Annotated in this window: 17 protein-coding genes; 9 read left to right on the top strand and 8 right to left on the bottom strand. The window is 70.7% G+C overall.

The annotated features are described in order from the left end of the window. Positions 1-298 precede the first annotated feature (298 nt). The 3 genes from OG504_RS45695 to OG504_RS45685 all read left to right on the top strand — a co-directional run bounded on the left by OG504_RS45695 (position 299) and on the right by OG504_RS45685 (position 5455). On the top strand, positions 299-3967 hold the full coding sequence (locus OG504_RS45695; protein ID WP_405995056.1) for a helix-turn-helix domain-containing protein: 3669 nt from the start codon (positions 299-301) through the stop codon (positions 3965-3967). 55 nt (positions 3968-4022) lie between these two features. Beyond that, on the top strand, positions 4023-4613 hold the full coding sequence (locus OG504_RS45690) for an RICIN domain-containing protein (protein ID WP_405995055.1): 591 nt from the start codon (positions 4023-4025) through the stop codon (positions 4611-4613). 233 nt (positions 4614-4846) lie between these two features. Next, positions 4847-5455 (top strand): flavin reductase family protein, encoded by a 609-nt coding sequence (locus OG504_RS45685; protein ID WP_405995054.1) that lies wholly within the window; start codon positions 4847-4849, stop codon positions 5453-5455. 32 nt (positions 5456-5487) lie between these two features. Here OG504_RS45685 and OG504_RS45680 read toward each other — a convergent pair whose 3' ends face one another. After that, positions 5488-6309, bottom strand: coding sequence for a class I SAM-dependent methyltransferase (locus OG504_RS45680; RefSeq protein ID WP_405995053.1), 822 nt, complete (start codon positions 6307-6309; stop codon positions 5488-5490). Between the two features lie 197 nt (positions 6310-6506). Here OG504_RS45680 and OG504_RS45675 point away from each other — a divergent pair, with 197 nt between their 5' ends. Then, positions 6507-7163 carry a TetR/AcrR family transcriptional regulator gene (locus OG504_RS45675; protein ID WP_405995052.1) on the top strand — a complete coding sequence of 219 codons (657 nt, stop codon included), beginning with the start codon at positions 6507-6509 and terminating at the stop codon, positions 7161-7163. 102 nt (positions 7164-7265) lie between these two features. Here the strand turns inward: OG504_RS45675 and OG504_RS45670 are convergent, their stop codons facing one another. Both OG504_RS45670 and OG504_RS45665 read right to left on the bottom strand, forming a co-directional pair. Then, on the bottom strand, positions 7266-8903 hold the full coding sequence (locus tag OG504_RS45670) for an MFS transporter (RefSeq protein WP_405995051.1): 1638 nt from the start codon (positions 8901-8903) through the stop codon (positions 7266-7268). Positions 8904-9205: 302 nt separating this feature from the next. Continuing rightward, positions 9206-9661, bottom strand: coding sequence for a MarR family winged helix-turn-helix transcriptional regulator (locus OG504_RS45665; protein ID WP_405995050.1), 456 nt, complete (start codon positions 9659-9661; stop codon positions 9206-9208). Between the two features lie 202 nt (positions 9662-9863). Between OG504_RS45665 and OG504_RS45660 the strand changes: the two genes are divergently transcribed. Continuing rightward, positions 9864-10832 carry an alpha/beta hydrolase gene (locus OG504_RS45660; RefSeq protein WP_405995049.1) on the top strand — a complete coding sequence of 323 codons (969 nt, stop codon included), beginning with the start codon at positions 9864-9866 and terminating at the stop codon, positions 10830-10832. Between the two features lie 66 nt (positions 10833-10898). Then, a complete protein-coding gene (locus OG504_RS45655) occupies positions 10899-11633 on the top strand; it encodes a maleylpyruvate isomerase family mycothiol-dependent enzyme (RefSeq protein WP_405995048.1) in 735 nt (244 codons plus the stop codon). 13 nt (positions 11634-11646) lie between these two features. Here OG504_RS45655 and OG504_RS45650 read toward each other — a convergent pair whose 3' ends face one another. Next, positions 11647-12024 carry a MarR family winged helix-turn-helix transcriptional regulator gene (locus tag OG504_RS45650; RefSeq protein ID WP_033278418.1) on the bottom strand — a complete coding sequence of 126 codons (378 nt, stop codon included), beginning with the start codon at positions 12022-12024 and terminating at the stop codon, positions 11647-11649. A gap of 87 nt (positions 12025-12111) precedes the next feature. On the opposite strand from OG504_RS45650, the gene OG504_RS45645 reads away from it, so the two are divergent. Then, entirely contained in the window at positions 12112-13602 is a 1491-nt protein-coding gene (locus OG504_RS45645) for an MFS transporter (RefSeq protein WP_405995047.1), read from the top strand. A gap of 135 nt (positions 13603-13737) precedes the next feature. Then, a complete protein-coding gene (locus OG504_RS45640) occupies positions 13738-14025 on the top strand; it encodes a DUF6332 family protein (RefSeq protein WP_405995046.1) in 288 nt (95 codons plus the stop codon). Here OG504_RS45640 and OG504_RS45635 read toward each other — a convergent pair. From OG504_RS45635 to OG504_RS45625, 3 genes are all read right to left on the bottom strand, one after another. Then, on the bottom strand, positions 13986-14651 hold the full coding sequence (locus tag OG504_RS45635; protein WP_405837399.1) for a response regulator: 666 nt from the start codon (positions 14649-14651) through the stop codon (positions 13986-13988). The genes OG504_RS45640 and OG504_RS45635 overlap by 40 nt on opposite strands. Continuing rightward, the gene (locus OG504_RS45630; RefSeq protein WP_405995045.1) at positions 14648-15856 is read right to left on the bottom strand and encodes a sensor histidine kinase; all 1209 of its coding nucleotides are present in this window, start codon (positions 15854-15856) and stop codon (positions 14648-14650) included. The genes OG504_RS45635 and OG504_RS45630 overlap by 4 nt, the downstream gene beginning before the upstream one ends. A 160-nt stretch (positions 15857-16016) precedes the next feature. Further along, positions 16017-16709, bottom strand: coding sequence for a TetR/AcrR family transcriptional regulator (locus OG504_RS45625; RefSeq protein WP_405995044.1), 693 nt, complete (start codon positions 16707-16709; stop codon positions 16017-16019). Positions 16710-16876: 167 nt separating this feature from the next. Here OG504_RS45625 and OG504_RS45620 point away from each other — a divergent pair, with 167 nt between their 5' ends. Continuing rightward, on the top strand, positions 16877-17326 hold the full coding sequence (locus OG504_RS45620; protein ID WP_405995043.1) for a nitroreductase family deazaflavin-dependent oxidoreductase: 450 nt from the start codon (positions 16877-16879) through the stop codon (positions 17324-17326). Here OG504_RS45620 and OG504_RS45615 read toward each other — a convergent pair. Then, entirely contained in the window at positions 17316-18584 is a 1269-nt protein-coding gene (locus tag OG504_RS45615; protein ID WP_405995042.1) for a geranylgeranyl reductase family protein, read from the bottom strand. The two genes, OG504_RS45620 and OG504_RS45615, sit on opposite strands and share 11 nt — an antisense overlap. Positions 18585-18677 lie beyond the last annotated feature (93 nt).

Below are 18677 nucleotides of genomic sequence, written 5' to 3'. Positions count from 1 at the left end.
CCGGGGGCTACGGGGTTCGGACGGCGGACCGGTCCATTTGAGCAGCTCCGCCCAACTCCGCCTTTCTGTGCGCCAGTTCCTATTGATTGACGGCCCTGAAAGGGCTGCCAATCAACTGTCTGCCGGGTGGACTCGGTGCAGAGGGGGAGGTCGTCCCGCGTCCCCTGGGGAAGGGGCGCGGGACCTTCGACCGGCCCGCGGTTCCGCGGGTGACGCTCCAGAGAACGGGAATCCCCGTTCGAACAGAACATCCGGCGGGGACGGACGGTGTCGTCGCGTCGCGCAGAGGGGGAATGGCATGGGGCGTCCGGAGAGTCCACTGGACCCTGAGGCCGGGCCGGTGCAGCGGCTCGCGTACGAGTTGCGTCAACTGCGGCGGGAGGCAGGGGGGATCACCTATCGGGCCATGGCCGGCCGGGTCGAGTTCTCCGCGGCCACGCTGTCGGAGTCGGCGGCCGGCGAACGCCTCCCGTCCTTGGCCGTCGTCCTCGCCTACGTACGGGCCTGCGGCGCGGACCCCGGTGAGTGGGAGCGGCGTTGGCGGCACGCGGCCGAGGAGGAGGCCGGGCGGCCGGCCGAGGACGAAGAGGGGGCCACGCCGCCGTACCGGGGGCTGTCACGGTTCGAACCGGGCGACAGCGACCGCTTCTTCGGTCGGGACCAACTGGTCGCCGATCTCGCGGAGTTGACCCTGGACCACAGGTTCGTGGCCGTCGTCGGCACCTCGGGCAGCGGCAAGTCGTCCCTGCTGCGGGCCGGACTGGTCCCGGCCCTGCGCGGCGACGCCTGGCCGGGAGCCCGCCCGACGGCCGTACGCATCCTGACCCCTGGCGAGCACCCCGCGCGCACCCACGCCCGCGCGCTCACCCCCGCCGGCACGGAGGGCGGGGAGACGTGGGTGATCGTGGACCAGTTCGAGGAGGTGTTCACGCTCTGCCGGGACCCCGCCGAGCGCGCCCGCTTCCTCTACCGGCTGCTGGCGGGCTCCCGGGCCGCGGGCGGGCTGCGGGTGGTGATCGCCGTACGCGCCGACCTCTACGGCCGGCTCGGCGAACACCGCGGTCTCGCGGCCGCTCTGCACGGCGCGAGCCTGCTCGTCGCCCCGATGACCCCGGACGAACTGCGCGACGCCATCGCGAAACCCGCCACGGCCGACGGCCTGAGCGTCGAACGGGCCCTGGCCGACCGGATCATCGCGGACGTCACCGATCAGCCCGGCGGCCTCCCCCTGATGTCCCACGCGCTCCTGGAGACCTGGCGCCGCCGCCGCGGCCGCACGCTGACCCTCAAGGGGTACGAGGCCGCCGGCGGTGTCAGGGGCGCGATCACCCAGACCGCCGAGGACCTCTACGGCAGCCTGTCCCCACAGGAGGCCACGATCGCCCGCCAGGTGATGCTGCGGCTGATCGCCCCCGGCGAGGACAGCGACGACACCAGCCGTCCCGCCCACCGCGCCGAACTCGAAGGCGCCGGCGACACGGCCGTGGTCCTGGACCGGTTGGCCCGGGCCCGACTGATCACCCTCGACGACGACACCGTCGGCCTCGCCCACGAGGCCCTGATCACCGCATGGCCCCGGCTGCGTGAATGGATCGACCGCGACCGTGAGTCGCTGCGCAGACGCCGATTACTCACCGAAGCGGCCACCGCCTGGGAGCAGTTGGACCACGACACCGGCGCCCTGTACCGCGGGGCCCGGTTGACCGCGGCCGAGGAAGCCTTCACCGGCTCGCGCAGTACCGACCAACTCACCCCGCCGGAAAGGGAGTTCCTCACCGCGAGCCTCCGGACGCGGGACGCGGAGGAGCGCGTGGCAGCCCGTACGACCCGCCGGCTGCGCGCTCTGATCGCGGCGCTGGCCGCCCTCCTCGTGCTGGCGGTCGTCGCCGCCGGACTGGCGTTCGTCCAACGGCAGAGTGCCGTCACCGCCCAGCGCATGGCGCTGTCCCGGCAACTCGCCGCCCAGTCCGCGGCGTTGCTGGACACCGACCCCGACCTCGCCTCACTGCTCGCGGTCCAGGCGTACCGCACGGGCCCCAGCGCCGAGGCCGTCACCAGCCTCTACACGGCAGCCGCCCTGCCACTGCGCCACCGCCTGAACGTCGGTGGAAAGGTGCGGTCGGTGGCGTTCAGCCCGGACGGGCGCACTCTGGCCACCGCGAGCACCGACGAGACCGTCCGGCTGTGGGACACCACTACCGGCACACTGCGGGTCACACTCGCCGGCCACACCGGACCCGTCCGGTCGGTGGCCTTCAGTCCGGACGGCCGTACGTTGGCCGATGGCGGGGATCACGGCCTTGAGCTCTGGGACGTGGCCACGGGCACGGCCCGCGGCAGACTCACCGCGCATGGCCGGGTGGTGGCGGTGGCGTTCAGCCCCGACGGCCGTACGATCGCCGCTGCCGCAGTCACGAAGGTGAGCCTGTGGGACGTGGCCTCGCGGAAGATCCGTGCCACGCTCAAGGGGCACACCGACACTGTCTGGTCGGTGGCGTTCAGTCCCGACGGCCATCTCCTTGCCACCGGCAGCGACGACGGCACCACACGTCTGTGGGACGCGGCGACCGGGAAGCCCAGGGCCGTCCTGCACGGCAACGGCGCCCAGGTGTACTCCTTGGCCTTCAGCCCCGACGGGCAGACCCTCGCCGGCATCGTCGGCTACACCGTCCGGACCTGGCAGGTACGGGCTGCACTGTCTCCCCACGGCGGGAGCGGTACCGGCCGCGTCCTGCTCTCCAACCACCCCGGCGTGGAGTGGTCGCTGGCCTTCAGCCCGGACGGCCGCACCCTGGCCACCACTGGGAACGACAAGACACTGCGGCTGACGAACTTGGCCACCGACGAGACCCGGTTCATCACCACCGGGCACACAGAGGGAGTGAACGCGGTGGCCTTCAGTCCGGACGGCCGTACCTTGGCCACCGGCAGCGACGACCGCACGGCCCGCCTGTGGCAACTGGACACCGGAAAGGCCCGTACGACCTTCAGCAGCCCGCCCGGTTCCATCATGTCGGCGGCCCTCAGCCCCGACGGCCGCACCCTGGCCACCGGCGGACTCGACGGGAAGGTCCGCCTGCGGAACACGGCTGGCGGGGCTCTCAGGGCCACCCTCGTCGGTCACACCGCACCCGTCGAGTCGGTGGCCTTCAGCCCGGACGGCCGGACTCTGGCCACCGGTGGCGTCGACTGGACCGTCCGATTGTGGGACGTGCGCACGGCGAGGTCTCGCCTGGTTCTGCGCGACACGGCCTCCGTCATGTCGCTCGCCTTCACCCCGGACGGCCGCAGCCTGATCGTCCGTTACAACAGCCGCGTGAACGAACTGCGACGGTGGGACACGGTGACGGGCAAGGCACACACCCTCACCACCCAGCACACCAAAGCCATCTGGTCCGTGGCCGTCAGCCCGGACGGTCGCACTCTCGCAACCGGCTCGTACGACAACACCATCGAGCTCCAGGACCTCGCCACCGGCGCCATCCGTGCCACCCTCACCGGCCACACCAACGGCGTCCGAGCGCTCACCTTCAGCCCTGACGGACGGACCCTCGCCAGCGGCGGTGCGGACCGCACCGTACGGCTGTGGGACACCGCCACCGGCAAGCAGCGGGCTGTCCTGAGCGGCCACGGCGACGAAGTAAGGACGGTGGCCTTCAGCGCCGACGGCCGCACCGTGGCCAGCGGCAGCGCCGACGGCACGGCACGGCTGTGGGACGTGGCCACGGGAAGGCTTCGAGCCACGTTGAGCGGCGGCCTCGGGACCGTACGGTCCGTGGCCTTCAGCCCCGACGACCGCACCCTCGCCACCGCCGCCGACGACGGGACCGCTCGGCTGTGGAGCCTGACTCTGCTCGACCCGGAGCAGGCCGCCGACAAGATCTGCGCCGCCGTGCACCGCGACCTCACGCCGCTCGAACGCGCCACCTACCTCGGCGGCCACCGGGACGCGACCTGCCCCGCCTGACCACCCTGCGCCTCTCTCCGCACCAGCCGTTCTTCCTCAACAGAAGGAGAAGAGCATGTCCATGTCCGTATTCAAGCGAGTCTTCGCCATGGCGACCGCCATGGCCGCCGCGGCGGTGGTCTTCACGACGCCGAGCGCGAGCGCGGTCCCGTCCACTCCGTCGGGCTTCACCCTGGTCACGCACGGCGACGTGTCGCCCAACGTGGTGGACGGCCTGTACTACTGGCAGAACGCCGCGAGCAGCCAGTGCCTGAACCAGGACTACAGCGGCGGAACCGCGCACCACGACGTCCTCGCGTGGGCCTGCGACAGCGCTGCGGACAACCAGTGGTGGTGGCTCTCCAGCGATTCCAGCAACAGCGCTCTGTGGATTCTGGAGAACTACGAGAGCAGCCAGTGTCTGAACCAGGACTACAGCGGCGGGACCGCGCACCACGACGTCCTCGCCTGGCCCTGTGACAGCTCGGCGCTCAACGAGAAGTGGTACCTCTACGCGAACACGGCCAGGACCGTGTTCTATCTCCAGAACGCCGAGAGCGGGCAATACCTGAACCAGGACTACAGCGGCGGGACCGCGCACCACGACGTCCTCGCCTGGCCCTGGGCCGGCGGCACTGCCAACGAGCGGTGGTACCGAGAGTCGTAGGCCACCGTTCGCCACCAGGCGGTGTACGCGGCCACGCGTCATCCAGACGCGCGGCCCGCGTACCGACTCCGCTCGCCACCTGCGATGGAGGCCTTTCATCGGCCTCCTGCGCGTCGTTGTCGCAGCCGTCGATTTTCGCGTCGGCGCACGGTCCTTTCCCGTGGACGTGCTGTCCGGCCGGAACCGCCGGGACGGCAGCGCGGTGCCTCGTGGGTATCTGATATATCGCTGGTATGCGCACTGAATACAACCCGGCCCAGCTGGATCCGATGGCGGTCTATCGCCTGCTCACCTCGACCGTCGTTCCACGCCCCATCGCCTGGGTCTCGACGGTCTCGGCCGATGGGACCGACAACCTCGCCCCGCACTCCTTCTTCACGGTCTCGTCGGTCGCGCCGCCCATCGTGCAGTTCACCTCGGTCGGCCGTAAGGACTCGCTGCGCAATGTGGAGGCGACCGGGCAGTTCGTGGTCAACCTCGCCCCGGAGTCGCTCATCGACGAGGTGAACAGGACCGCCACGGACTTCCCGGAAGGGGTCAGCGAGTTCGACGCCGTGGGAGTGGAGCGCGAGGCCAGTACGCGGGTGAAGGCACCACGCGTCGCCCACTCCCCCGTGGCGCTGGAGTGCGAACTGCACAGCACCCTCCGACTGGGCAACTCCACCGTGGTCTTCGGCCGGGTGGTCCACCTCGCGATCGACGAGACCGTCCTGCACGACGGCCATCCCGAGGTCACCCGGCTGCGCCCCCTGGCCCGTCTGGGCAAGGACGAGTGGAGCACCATCGGCGAGGTTCTCGACCTGCGCCGCATCCGGTACGCCGACTGGTCCGAGTCGAGCTGAGACGAGGTCAGAGGTCTGCCTCTCCTCCCAGCTCAGTTCATCCGTCCCCACGCGGCGACCAGCTCCGACAGGTAGAGCGTCGCCTGCACTTCCGCGCACGCGTCCGACAGCCGGCCGCGCAGAGTCTCGACGTCCACTTCCTGGCCGTCGGCGGCGCCGCTGCGCTCGATCAGCGGCAGGAGACTGCGCACGGTCTCGGCGACGAGTGTCATCGCCGTCGAGTCCGCGTCTCCGGTCGGCACGGCGACGGCGACGGCGGGGTCGGTCAGCCCGGCGGATCGCAGCACCTGAGCCAGTTGTTCACCCATGTCGGGGTTGCTGCCCGCCTCTCGCTGCCCCGCGCAGATCCACTCCCGGCACCGCGTCACCAACGGCACGTCAGGGATGGCCCGCGCCCGTGAGATGTTGATCTCCTGGAACGTCACAATCCCGCCGGGACGTACCAGCCCGGTCAGCTCTTTCACCACGGCCGCCGGGTCGGCGAGATGCATCAGGATGAGTCGGCCCACCACCGCGTCCACAGGCTCCGAGAGTTCGACATCGGGCAGCACATGGCGCTCGAAACTCACATTCCCGATGGCGGCCGCGGCGGCGTTCCCGCGCGCGACCTCCAACACCTCGGGATTCATGTCCACGCCGACGACATGACCGTCCGGGCCGACGATGCGCGCGGCCGCGAGAGAGACTCCGCCCGTGCCGCAGCCGACGTCCAGGACGCGCATTCCCTCCCGTAGGCCGGCGGCCCTCAAGAGGTATTCGGTGCACCCCGCGTACAGCGCGTCCTGAACGTCCAGCCGGACCGCCTCCCCGGAGGTGTTGCCCATCGCGTATGTGGTCGCGTCCGTCCCTGGCATGTCCGTTCCGTTCTCTCGCGTTCGTGAGCACCGGGCGGGAGACTGCGTCTCCGTCGGAAAGGCCGGTGCGGTCCAGACTCTGCCAAGGCCGGACGAAGCCGTCTTTCGCGTCGGCGCACAGCCCTTTCTCCTGGACGTGTTGTCCGGCCGGAACCGCCGAGCCGCAGGTCGCACCGCACACGGCGTACAGTCGCCCCATGCCGGAGACTGGGCGAATGGAGCCGACGCCGCCCCGCAAGAACCTGCGCGAGGAACAGAAGCTCCTCACACACCGCCGACTGCTCGACGCGGCCGTCGCGGTGTTCACGGAGAAGCCGTTCCTCGACGCACGGATGGAGGACATCGCCCAGGCGGCGGGGGTGACCCGGGCCACGGTCTACGCCCACTTCCCCGGCAAGGCCGAGATCGTCGACGCGCTGGTGGAGCGTGTCTACGGCGTGATGGGCGAGGCGTACGCCGACCTGGCCGCGCTGCCGCGCTGGACCCGGGCCGGCGTCCGCACCTGGCTGGAGGAGGCCGCGGCCCGCTGGCGCGAGATGGCGCCGGTCCGCCGTGTCGCCAACTCAGCGGCCCCGGCGGCGCTTCGCAGTCTCGGCGAGGGCCGGGTGCAGTACGTCGAGGCGCACGAGCGGTATGTCGCGATGCTGGTCGCTCCCCCGGAGCGGTGGCGGGGCGTCGACCCCGCGGAGGCTCGCCAGCGGACGCTCATGGCCGTACTGCAGACCGAGTCGTTCTTCGCCGCCTGGATCGCCGTGGAGTGGCCGCTGGAGACCGCCGACCCGCTGTACCTGCTGGCCGACTCCCTGTGCCATCTGCTCGCGCCCGCATTGGAGAACGACGGCGGCCTCATCTGATCGTGGGCCGCCGGAGTCGACCAACGGGACGTACAGCAAGGGCAGTTGGCCATCTGAGCCCTACGGCCGATGGCCAACTGCCCCTCAGGCAGCAGCCGTTACTCAGGCGCTCTCACCAACACCCGCCGCCCCGGCGGCTGGATGCACCGCCGAAGGCGCCTCCCCCTCGCCGTGCGGCGCCCGGGCACGGATGCCGATCGTGAAGAGGGCGACGGCCGCGGCCACCAGCATGCCGATGCCGCCGACGAGGGCGCAGGTGTGCAGCGCGTCAGTGAAGCTCGCTCCGTAGGCGGCCAGCGCCTGGCCCGTCGCCTCGCCGGTGTTCAGGTGCAGGAAGGCGCCCGCCTGGATGCCGGCGCCGTTGACCATGCCGATGACCTGGCCCTGGTCGGCCGGGTTGAGGCCGGACGCGGCGACGTGGGCGGGCAGGGTCTCCAGGGTGCGGTGGGTGAGGACGACGCCGAAGATGGCGGGGCCCAGGGCGCTGCCGATCTGGCGGAGGGCGCTGTTGGCGGCACCGCCGGTGCTGCCCAGGCGGCGCGGCAGGCTGTTCATGGCGATGGTGGTGATCGGGGCCATCGCCAGCGCGATGCCGATGCCCAACACGGCGATGACCAGGGCCGCTTCGCCGGTACCGGTGGTCGCGTCGAAGAGGTTCACCAGGAGCGCCCCGATGCCACCGACGAGCAGGCCGGTCACCAGCACGAGGCCGGGCGAGAACCGGTGCATCAGCCGGCCGACGACCGGGCCGAGGACGACGGTGAAGCCGTTGAGCGCGATCAGGCGCAGCCCGATGTCCCACGTCGAGGCGTGGTGGACGAGCCCGAAGTACTCGCTGAGCGAGAAGACCAGACCGACCTGCGCGAACAGGGTGAGCGCCATGACGAACGCGGCCCCGGAGAACGCCCGGGACTTGAACAACCGCATGTCCAACATCGGGCAGCGCGACCGCAGTTCGACCAGGACGAAGGCCGGCAGGGCGAGCACCGCCACGACGAACGCGGTGACGACCTCGGCCGAGCCCCAGCCCGGGGCGCCGCCGCCCTCGATGACGCCGTAGACGATGGCGGTGATGGTGACGACGGCGAGGAGTTGGCCGGGGATGTCGAGGTGGCGTTCGCGGTCCGAGCGGGAGTCGGTCAGGGCGAAGGCGCCGATCAGGACCGTGACGGCGCCGATGGCCAGGGTCGGCAGGAAGATCCAGCGCCAGCTCGCGTGCTCCACGATCAGGCCGTTGAAGAGCGGGCCCAGGGTCAGGCCGAGGCCGAGGGCGGCCGTCCACAGGGCTATCGCCGCGCCCCGTTTGCGGTGGTCGGGGCAGACGTGGCTGATCAGACCGAGGGTCGCGGGGAGCAGGGCGGCGGTGCCCACGCCGGTGAGCGCCTGGCCGACGCAGACCTGGACGACGCTGTGGCCGGTCAGGGCGACGAGACAGCCGAGACAGGACAGCGTCAGGCCGATCAGGTACATCTTCTTGCGGCCGTAGAGGTCACCGATGACACCGCAGGTCAGGAGCAGTGCGGCGGTCGGCAGGATGAACGCGTCGGTGATCCACTGGAGCCCGGTGGTGGACGCGTCGAGCGCCTGCTGGATCACCGGCAGGGCGACCGACACCCCGACGACCGGCAGGTAGGAGACGAAGACTCCCACGCAGGCCAGCACGATGGTCACGGTGACGTTCCGGGACGGACTGTCCGGCTGCGGGGCCGGGGGCGAGACTTCGGAGACCAGGGTCGGCATGGCACCTCTTCGACGCGTCGTACGGGGGCGGATTGACCGGGTGTGAACTGCGCGTGGTGTTGCGTGCGCGGCTAGGGCGGGGGTGACGGTGCCGACTCCGTCAATCGCGCCCCGCGGCCCGGAAGTTGACCTGGCTGTTCGGCTTTAATCTCCATTGACGTAAGCCATTTCTTTTCGGGAAATCGCTTCGGACCGTATACCGGGGACCCGGTCCAGGAGATGCCGTTGGGCCTGCAAACTAAGGTGAACAGCGGCGACGACACACCGCCCCGAGAGGCGGGAAAGCGCAGGTGGCGGGTGGTTCAGCCCGCGGCGACGTTGGCGGTGATCAGCCGGAGGAGCTGCTTGGCCAGGGCGTCCTGAGCGGGGGTCAGGCCCATCGCGTCGCCGATGGCGAGGGGCACGGCGGCGGCCTGCTCACGCATCCGCTCCCCGGTGTCGGTGAGCCGGATGGCGACCGAGCGTTCGTCGTCCCGCCGGCGCTCGCGGCGCAGCAGACCGTTCGCCTCCAGCCGCTTCAGGAGCGGGGAGAGAGTGCTGGACTCCAGTTGGAGCGCGGCGCCCAGGTCCCGTACGGAGATCGAGTCCTGCTCCCAGAGGACGAGCATGACGAGGTACTGCGGGTAGGTCAGACCCAGCTCTTCCAGCAGCGGCCGGTAGCGGGCGGTCACCGCACGGGACGCCGCGTACAGCACGAAGCACAACTGGTCGTCGAGGAGCAGCGATCCCTCGGCCGGTTCCGCGGCGGCTGGGCTCATGGTGCGACTCCTCGCTCCGGCGTCTACGACGTCTGCGGCGCTCTTCAGGGCAATCACCACCTTATCGTTCGAGTCCACCCGATTCTATCGAGCACGCTTTAGTTGTGCACGACTTAATCGCACGCTACTCTCATCTTCGTCCCGCACCACCGGCCGAGACCCGGCCGGAACCCGTCGCGGCACCCGATCCGAGGAGATCGCCATGACCGACAGCACCGCATCCCGCCCCGTCCTCGAACCCGCCGCCCAGGCCTTCGCCGAGGCGACCGCGAACCCGCCGTACCTCTTCGACCTCGCCCCGGCGGAGGGCCGCAAGGCGGTCGACGAGGTGCAGTCCGGGGAGATCGCGAAGCCCGCCGTCGACGAGGAGTGGATCACCGTGTCCGGCGGCCCGACCGGGCAGGTCAGGGCCCGTGTCGTCCGCCCGGCCGGGGTCACCGGCACGCTCCCCGTGATCCTCTACATCCACGGCGCCGGCTGGGTCTTCGGCAACGCCCACACCCACGACCGCCTGGTGCGCGAACTCGCCGTGGGCGCGAACGCCGCCGTGGTCTTCCCGGAGTACGACCTCTCCCCCGAGGCCCGCTACCCGGTCGCCATCGAGCAGAACTACGCCGTCGCCCGGTGGATCGTCCAGGAGGGCGCGGGCAAGGACCTCGACCCGACCCGCATCGCGGTGGCCGGCGACTCCGTGGGCGGCAACATGACCGCCGCGCTGACCCTGATGGCCAAGGAGCGGGGCGATGTTCCCCTCGTGCAGCAGGTGCTGTTCTACCCGGTCACGGACGCGAACTTCGACACCGGTTCCTACCACCAGTTCGCCACCGGCTACTTCCTGCGCCGCGACGGCATGCAGTGGTTCTGGGACCAGTACACGACCGACGAAGCGGAGCGCGCCCAGATCACGGCCTCCCCGCTGCGGGCGACCACCGAACAGCTCACGGGCCTGCCCCCGGCCCTCGTCATCACCGGCGAGGCCGACGTCCTCCGCGACGAGGGCGAGGCCTACGCCAACAAGCTCCGCGAGGCCGGAGTCCCCGTCACCGCCGTCCGCTTCCAGGGGATCATCCACGACTTCGTGATGCTGAACGCCCTGCGCGAGACGCACGCCGCCGAGGCCGCCCTCACGTTGGCCACAACCGTCCTGCGCAGGGCCCTCGCCTCCGGCTGACACACCCGCCGCCCTCCCGGGACGACGACGCCCGTCGACCGCACTTCCTACGGCACACTCGGCCCCATGGACATCGATGCGTTCGTACGGACACTGGACCAGGAGGGTGGCCTGCTGGCCTCGGCCGCCGAGGCGGCGGGCGTCGAGGCCGAGGTGCCGCCCTGCCCGGGGTGGCAGGTGCGGGATCTGCTGCGGCACACGGGGATGGTGCATCGCTGGGCGACCGCGTTCGTCGCCGAGGGGCACACCGAGTACCACCCCGACGGTGGCCTCCCGGACCTGGACGGCGCCGAGTTGGTGACCTGGTTCCGGGCGGGGCACCGCTCCCTCGTGGACACCCTGTCCGCCGCTCCGCCCGACGTGGAGTGCTGGCAGTTCTTCGCGGCGCCGTCACCGCTCGCGTTCTGGGCACGGCGGCAGGCGCACGAGACGACCGTGCACCGGATGGACGCCGAGGCGGCGCGCGGCGGGGTGGCCGGCGAGATCGCCCCGGACTTCGCGGCCGACGGCATCGACGAGTTGCTGCGCGGCTTCCACCGCCGTGAAAGAAGCAGGGTCCGCAGCGAGGAGCCCCGGGTGCTGAGGGTGCGGGCGACGGACGCGGACGACGCCGTGTGGACCGTACGACTGTCCCAGGAACCGCCCGTCGCCGAGCGGGACGGCACCGGGGACGCCGACTGCGAACTGGCCGGTCCCGCAGGGCAGTTGTATCGGGCGCTGTGGAACCGGGGGCCGTTCCCGAGCGTCACCGGGGACGTGTCGGTCGCCGCGCTGTGGCGGGAGAAGTCCGCCGTCACCTGAAGCTGACGATCCGTCAGCCGGTCAGCATCTTCGTCAACACCGCGCGCTGCAACGGGAGTACCTCACCGTGCAGCGCGCGGCCCTTGTCCGTGAGGGTCACACGGACGCCCCGCCGGTCCTCCGCACACATGCCCCGCTCGACCAGACCGTCCTTCTCCAGCCGGGCGATCAGGCGGGACAGAGCACTCTGACTCAGATGGACCCGCTCGGAGATCTCCTGGACGCGGAACGCGCAGGCCTCGGCGGACAGGACGTCCAGAACCTCGAAGTCGCTGCCGCACAGGCCGTGTTGATGCAGAGCACGGTCGAGTTCGCACTGGGTGCGGGCGTGCAGCGCCAGCATCTCCCGCCACTGGTCCACGAGCGCCTGCTCGGCCTTCTTCGCCGCCATGACAGCGCACCGTAGCAGAGAAACGAGTTTGTTGCATCGGAATTAAATGTGCTCGCATTCAATGCATGCGCATGTATTGTCTGCGGCATGACCTCTCCGCTCTCCCCTCCCGCGGCCCCGTCCTCGGCGGTTCGCTGGACCCCACGGCTGTGGGGCACCCTGCTGGTGCTCTGCGCCGCGATGTTCCTGGACGCGCTCGACGTGTCGATGGTCGGCGTCGCACTGCCCTCCATCGGCACCGAACTCGACCTCTCCACCTCGACGCTCCAATGGATCGTCAGCGGCTACATCCTGGGCTACGGCGGCCTGCTCCTCCTCGGCGGCCGGACCGCCGACCTGCTCGGCCGGCGTCAGGTCTTCCTGGTCGCCCTGGGTGTCTTCGCGGTCGCCTCGCTGCTCGGCGGCCTGGTCGACTCGGGCCCCCTGCTGATCGCCAGCCGCTTCATCAAGGGCCTCAGCGCGGCCTTCACCGCACCGGCCGGCCTGTCGATCATCACGACGACCTTCGCCGAGGGCCCGCTGCGCAACCGCGCCCTGTCCATCTACACCACCTGCGCGGCCACCGGCTTCTCGATGGGCCTGGTCCTCTCCGGCCTGCTCACGGAGGCCAGTTGGCGCCTCACCATGCTGCTCCCCGCGCCGATCGCCCTGCTCGCCCTCCTCGCCGGTCTGAAGCTGCTGCCGCGCAGCGAACGCGAGAAGGACCACAACGGCTACGACATCCCGGGCGCGGTCCTCGGCACCGCGTCGATGCTCCTGCTGGTCTTCACCGTCGTACAGGCACCGGAAGTCGGCTGGGCCTCGGCCCGAACTCTCCTGTCCTTCCTGGCAGTTGCCGTCATGCTGACCGTCTTCGTGTACGTCGAGCGACGCTCCGCGGGGCCGTTGATCCGGCTCGGGGTGCTGCGCTCCGGCAACCAGATCCGCGCCCAGCTCGGCGCGATGGCCCTCTTCGGGTCGTACGTCGGCTTCCAGTTCCTGGTCACGTTGTACATGCAGCAACTGCTCGGCTGGTCGGCGTTGCAAACGGCGCTCGCCTTCCTGCCGGCCGGTGCGCTGGTGGCGGCGTCCTCGACGAAGATGGGGGCGATCGTCGACCGGTTCGGTACCCAGCGGCTGATCGTGGTGGGCTTCGCGCTGATGGCCGTTGGCTATGCCCTGTTCCTGCGGGTCAGTGTCGATCCCGGGTACGCGTCGATGATCCTGCCGTCGATGCTGCTGATCGGCGCGGCCTTCGCGCTGGTCTTCCCCTCGCTCAACATCCAGGCGACCAACGGGGTCGACGACCACGAACAGGGCATGGTCTCCGGACTGTTGAACACCTCGGTGCAGGTGGGCGGCGCGATCTTCCTGGCCGTCGTCACGGCCGTGGTCACCGCGCACGCGCCCGCGCAGGCCACCCCGCAGGCAGTGCTGGACAGTTACCGGCCGGGGTTGGTCGTGGTGACGTTCATCGCGCTCGCCGGGCTGCTGATCACGCTGCCGGGGTTGCGTACCCGGCGTGCCCAACAGTCCATCGTCGTCGCCAAGTCCACTGTGGCGGAGGCGGAGGCGGAGCGGGTGGCGCTGCGCGACTAAGAAATCGGCTGGACGGGCAGTGCGTCGTCTGCAGGTCCGTCGTGGCTGGTCGCGCAGTTCCCCGCGCCCCTTTGGAGCGCGTACGCCCGGCGGAGTTGATTGCTCCGTCGGGCGTACGCGTGTGAGACTTTCGGGATGACTATGTACGGGGGACGGCGTACGCAGGCCGAGCGGGATGCGATGACCGTGGAGATCGGGTACGCGCTGGTCAGCGCGGCGTTCGTGGCAGCGGTGCTGTTCGGGGTGATTGCCGGGCCCGCGCTGCTCTTCGAACTGCCGGGTGCTGTCGAGACGTTGCTGCTGCGCGGCGGGCTCGTGCTCGCGCCGGTCGTGTTCCTCGTGCGGGTGGCGACCGTGCTGTACCGGTATCGGCAGGAGTCGGGTCAGCCCAGCCAGCCCGGGCGTACCAACCCCGACTCGTAGGCCAGCACGACCAGTTGGGCCCGGTCCCGGGCGCCCAGTTTCACCATCGTGCGGCTGACGTGGGTCTTCGCGGTGAGGGGGCTGACGACCAGGCGGCGGGCGATCTCGTCGTTGGAGAGGCCGATGCCGACCAGAGCCATCACCTCCCGTTCCCGCTCGGTGAGTTGGGTGAGGGCGTCGGCGGTCGCGGGTTCCTTGGAGCGGGCCGCGAACTCGGCGATCAAGCGGCGGGTCACGCCCGGCGACAGCAACGCGTCGCCCTCGACCACCGCCCTTACCGCGCGCAGGAGTTCGTCCGGTTCGGTGTCCTTGACCAGGAAGCCGGAGGCGCCGGAGCGGATCGCTTCGAAGACGTACTCGTCGAGTTCGAAGGTCGTCAGCATGACCACCTTCACGTCCTTGAGGTCGCCGTCCCCAGTGATCCGGCGGGTCGCGGCCAGCCCGTCGAGCAGCGGCATGCGGATGTCCATCAGGACGACGTCGGGGCGCAGTTCACCCACCGTGCGCACGGCCTCCTCCCCGTCGGACGCCTCGCCCGCCACCTCGATGTCCGGCTGCGCGTCAAGCAGCGCCTTGAAGCCGGCCCGGACCAGGGCCTGGTCGTCGGCGAGCAGTACCCGGATCACCGGTCGTCCTCCTTCGTCGTGACCTTCAACGGCAGTACGGCGAGCACCCGGAAGCCGCCGTCCGGGCGGGCGCCCGCCTCGATCGTGCCACCGAGCGCGGCGGCCCGTTCCCGCATTCCGGCCAGCCCGTTGCCGCTGCCCCCGGCGTCCGCGCCGGTCGCGGGCCCGTCGTCGTCGATGCGCAGCCGTAGCGCACCGCCTTCGTGCCCGATGTGCACGCGCGCGTGCCGCGAACCGGAGTGCCGTACGACATTGGTGAGCGCCTCCTGGACGACGCGGAAGGCGGCGAGGTCGGCGCCGGGCGGGAGGCGGGGCGGTGTTCCGTCGACCGTCACGGTGAGGCCCGCGCTCGCCGCCTGCTGCACCAGTTCGGGCAGCCGGTCGAGGCCGGGGGCCGGGGCGCGCGGGGCGTCGCCCGGAGCGCGCAGGGTGTCGAGGACCTGGCGGACCTCGCCGAGCGCCTCCTTGCTGGCGGCCTTGATGGTGGTCAGGGCCGTGCGGGCCTGCTCGGGGTCGGAGTCGAGGAGGGCGAGGCCGACGCCCGCCTGGACGTTGATGACGGAGATGCTGTGCGCGAGGACGTCGTGCAGTTCGCGGGCCATCTTCAGCCGCTCCTCGTCGGCGCGGCGCCGGGCCGCCTGGGCACGCTCCGCCCGCTCCCGGGTCCACTGGTCGCGGCGGGTGCGGGCCAGTTCGGAGATCGCGGCGATGGCCACCACCCAGGTGGCGACGGCCACTTCACCGCTCCAGGGCATCGCGTGGTCGTGTTGCGGGGGCAGCCAGCGGTACAGCCAGTGCGAGATCAGGAGATGCGCCGCCCACAGCACACCGAGCGCGCTCCAGGCGGCCCAGCGCCGCCCGGCGACGACCGCGCTGAAGCACCCGAGGGCGACGGTCACGAAGACCGGGCCGTACGGATATCCGGCGCCGACGTAGAGCACGGTGGCGAACACGGTGCCGAAGGCCACCCACACGGGGTACCGGTGCCGCCACAGCAGCAGCGCCGACCCGGCGATGAGCAGCACGCGCGCGTAGAGGTCGAGGTGGACACGGTCGGGCTGGCTGTGCGAGGCGAAGTTGCTGCCGCCCAGCACGAACACGGTGACCAGCAACGTGGAGCGCCACGGCCACCGCGCCGAGTCACCCCACGGCGGCCCGTGCCGCCACCAGGGCGGTCCCCCGCCGCCAACCCGCTGCTCGTCCATGCACGTCACGCTAGACGCCGAGCTGCGCTGGGGGCGTCAGCCAGGCGGGGTGATCACACGTACTCCCCGGGGAGTACAGCGCCCCTTGAGGGGCGCGGGGAACTGCGCGACAAGCCCCCACCGGCTCGCAGACAAAAGAACTCCTCACCCACCGGAGCACTCACACATCCGCAAGCCCCACCCCAAGCGCAAGCCGTCGCACCGCATGCCGAAAGAACACCTCCCGCTCCTCCACCACACGCCGGAACTGACCGAAGAGCTCAAAGCTGACCAGCCCATACAGCTCGGCCCACGCGGCCACCAGGGCCACAGCCACGGCAGGCGGCAGGTCGCCGGCGAAGTCCGCGACCATCCGCTCCCCCTCGGCGCGGAGATCCCCCGGGAGCGGAGGCTCGGTCAGCCCCCCGGCCTCGTGCGCGTCCCGCGTGATGCCAATGAGAAGAAGGGCAACACGGGCAGCGGGCGGAACGGTGGTCTCGGGAGCGACATACCCCGGAACCGGCGACCCGTAGATCAACGCGTACTCGTGCGGATGCCCGAGCGCCCACCCCCGCACCGCCTCACACACAGCGACCCACCGCGGCAGCGGAACCGCATCCGCCACCTCGGAGTGCGCCGCTTCCGCGGCCTCGCCCAGAGAGTCGTACGCATCGATGATGAGAGCGGTCAGCAGGTCGTCACGGCTGGGGAAGTACCGGTACAGCGCGGAGGAGACCATGCCCAGCTCACGCGCCACGGCACGCAGCGAAAGCTTCGACGCACCCTCCGCGGCGAGCTGCCTGCGCGCCTCGTCCTTGATGGCCGCGGTGACCTCGATCCGGGCTCGGGCGCGGGCGCCTTGTGTGGTGCTCATACGAGCCAGTGTGGCACGGAATCAGAGCAGCGCACACAATCAAGAGCACCGAACAAAAAAGAGAGCACCGCTCTTGCATTGCATCGCCGAGCCGATGCAGACTGTTCCCGAGAGCGAGAGCAGTGCTCACAAAAGTGAGCCACGCTCTCCAAAATCCAGGAGTCGTCATGAGCACCCATGTCCAGAAGCCCGGCTGGTTCACCGTGAACGTCTTCAACCGCGCCGTCGCCTGGTTCACCCGCCGCGGTCTCAGCGTCTGGGGTTCACGCGTGCTGGCGGTCCGCGGCCGGAAGAGCGGCGAGTGGCGGACCACCCCGGTGAATCTGCTGACGGTGGACGGCCGGCAGTACCTCGTCGCCCCGCGTGGGCACGTCCAGTGGACGCACAACATGCGGGCGGCGGGCGGCGGCGAGCTGCGGCTCGGCAAGAAGGTGGACGCGTTCACCGCGACCGAGGTCACCGGCGACGACAAGGTGCCGCTGCTGCGCGCCTACCTCAAGCGGTGGAAGGCCGAGGTCGGGGTGTTCTTCGGAGGAGTCGGCCCGGACTCCTCCGACGACGAGCTGCGCCGGATCGCCCCCGACCACCCGGTGTTCCACGTCACGGTCAGGAGCTGACCTCGCCCTCCACGGGCTCCGTGGGCTCCACGCGCTCCACCGGCTCCGCGTTCCTGCGGTCCATCGCGGTCAGCGCGCGCTGTGCCATCGGATGGCTGCGCACGAGTTCGCCCAGCGTCGTCGAGCCCCGGGTGATGTCCATGAAGGCCTTCCAGGCCGGCCGGAAGCCGGTGAGCGCGGCGTGGAACAGACCGGGGCGCTTCTCGAAGATCGCCAGCATGCTCTTGCCGACGCTCATCTCGACGCCGAGCCCCGCCTTGATCGCGAACGCGTAGTTCAGCGCCTGGCGGCGGGTGTCCACCGCATCGTGCGCCTCGGCGATCCGCACGGCCCACTCCCCCGCGAGCCGCCCCGACCGCAGCGCGAACGAGATGCCCTCCCGGGTCCACGGCTCCAGGAGTCCCGCCGCGTCGCCGCAGACCAGCACCCGGCCGCGCGACAGGGGCGAGTCGTCCGCCCGGCAGCGGGTCAAGTGCCCTGAGGAGATGCTCGGTTCGAAGCCGGCGAGGCCGAGCCGGGCGATGAAGTCCTCCAAGTACCGCTTCGTGGCGGCGCCTTCACCGCGCGCGGAGATCACGCCGACCGTGAGCGTGTCGCCCTTGGGGAAGACCCAGCCGTAACTCCCGGGCATGGGGCCCCAGTCGATGAGCACCCGGCCCTTCCAGTCCTCGGCGACCGTCTCCGGCACCGGGATCTCCGCCTCCAGGCCCAGGTCCACCTGGTCGGTCTTGACCCCGACGTGTGCCCCTATGCGGCTGGCGCTGCCGTCGGCGCCGACGACGGCCCGCGCGAGCACCGTCTCACCGCCCTGCAGGACGACCGCGACCGTACGCCGGTCCGGGACCGCGGAGCCGTGCTGCTCGACTCGTGTCACTGTGACGCCCGTACGCAGCTCGGCGCCCGCCTTCTGCGCGTGCTCGACGAGCTGCTGGTCGAACTCGGGCCGGTTGATCAGCCCGAACAGCATCTGCCGGGACCGGCGGGTGCGCGTGAACCGCCCGTTGTTCGAGAAGGTCATGGCGTGCACCCGGTCCTTCAACGGCAGTTCGAAGCCGGGCGGGAGGGAGTCGCGAGAGGGTCCGATGATGCCGCCGCCGCATGTCTTGTAGCGGGGCAGCTCGGCTTTCTCCAGCAACAGCACGCGCCGTCCCGCGACCGCCGCCGCATAGGCGGCCGAAGCCCCTGCGGGTCCCGCGCCCACCACGACGACGTCCCACACCCGCTGTTCGTCGTCCGCCGAAGAGTTCTCGCTGCTCACGATGGTCTACTGCTCCCGATCAAGCCGCTGCCGCACCTGTCCCCCGCATCCTACGGCGGACATCGCCACAGACCGCTGTGGGAGGATCGACGG

The sequence above is a fragment of the Streptomyces sp. NBC_00986 genome, from assembly GCF_045162565.1.
GTDB lineage: Bacteria > Actinomycetota > Actinomycetes > Streptomycetales > Streptomycetaceae > Streptomyces.
Note: the sequence above shows the minus strand (reverse complement) of the source record. Positions and strands in the feature narration are given on the sequence as shown.

Bases quoted from the DNA above. Each gene is read 5' to 3' on its own strand.
- OG504_RS45680 (WP_405995053.1), bottom strand. From the start codon at position 6,309: ATGCCAGGGACGGACGCGACCACATACGCGATGGGCAACACCTCCGGG.
- OG504_RS45675 (WP_405995052.1), top strand. From the start codon at position 6,507: ATGCCGGAGACTGGGCGAATGGAGCCGACGCCGCCCCGCAAGAACCTG.
- OG504_RS45665 (WP_405995050.1), bottom strand. From the start codon at position 9,661: ATGAGCCCAGCCGCCGCGGAACCGGCCGAGGGATCGCTGCTCCTCGAC.
- OG504_RS45625 (WP_405995044.1), bottom strand. From the start codon at position 16,709: ATGAGCACCACACAAGGCGCCCGCGCCCGAGCCCGGATCGAGGTCACC.
- OG504_RS45655 (WP_405995048.1), top strand. From the start codon at position 10,899: ATGGACATCGATGCGTTCGTACGGACACTGGACCAGGAGGGTGGCCTG.
- OG504_RS45620 (WP_405995043.1), top strand. From the start codon at position 16,877: ATGAGCACCCATGTCCAGAAGCCCGGCTGGTTCACCGTGAACGTCTTC.
- OG504_RS45650 (WP_033278418.1), bottom strand. From the start codon at position 12,024: ATGGCGGCGAAGAAGGCCGAGCAGGCGCTCGTGGACCAGTGGCGGGAG.
- OG504_RS45645 (WP_405995047.1), top strand. From the start codon at position 12,112: ATGACCTCTCCGCTCTCCCCTCCCGCGGCCCCGTCCTCGGCGGTTCGC.
- OG504_RS45670 (WP_405995051.1), bottom strand. From the start codon at position 8,903: ATGCCGACCCTGGTCTCCGAAGTCTCGCCCCCGGCCCCGCAGCCGGAC.
- OG504_RS45685 (WP_405995054.1), top strand. From the start codon at position 4,847: ATGCGCACTGAATACAACCCGGCCCAGCTGGATCCGATGGCGGTCTAT.
- OG504_RS45660 (WP_405995049.1), top strand. From the start codon at position 9,864: ATGACCGACAGCACCGCATCCCGCCCCGTCCTCGAACCCGCCGCCCAG.
- OG504_RS45640 (WP_405995046.1), top strand. From the start codon at position 13,738: ATGACTATGTACGGGGGACGGCGTACGCAGGCCGAGCGGGATGCGATG.
- OG504_RS45695 (WP_405995056.1), top strand. From the start codon at position 299: ATGGGGCGTCCGGAGAGTCCACTGGACCCTGAGGCCGGGCCGGTGCAG.
- OG504_RS45630 (WP_405995045.1), bottom strand. From the start codon at position 15,856: ATGGACGAGCAGCGGGTTGGCGGCGGGGGACCGCCCTGGTGGCGGCAC.
- OG504_RS45690 (WP_405995055.1), top strand. From the start codon at position 4,023: ATGTCCATGTCCGTATTCAAGCGAGTCTTCGCCATGGCGACCGCCATG.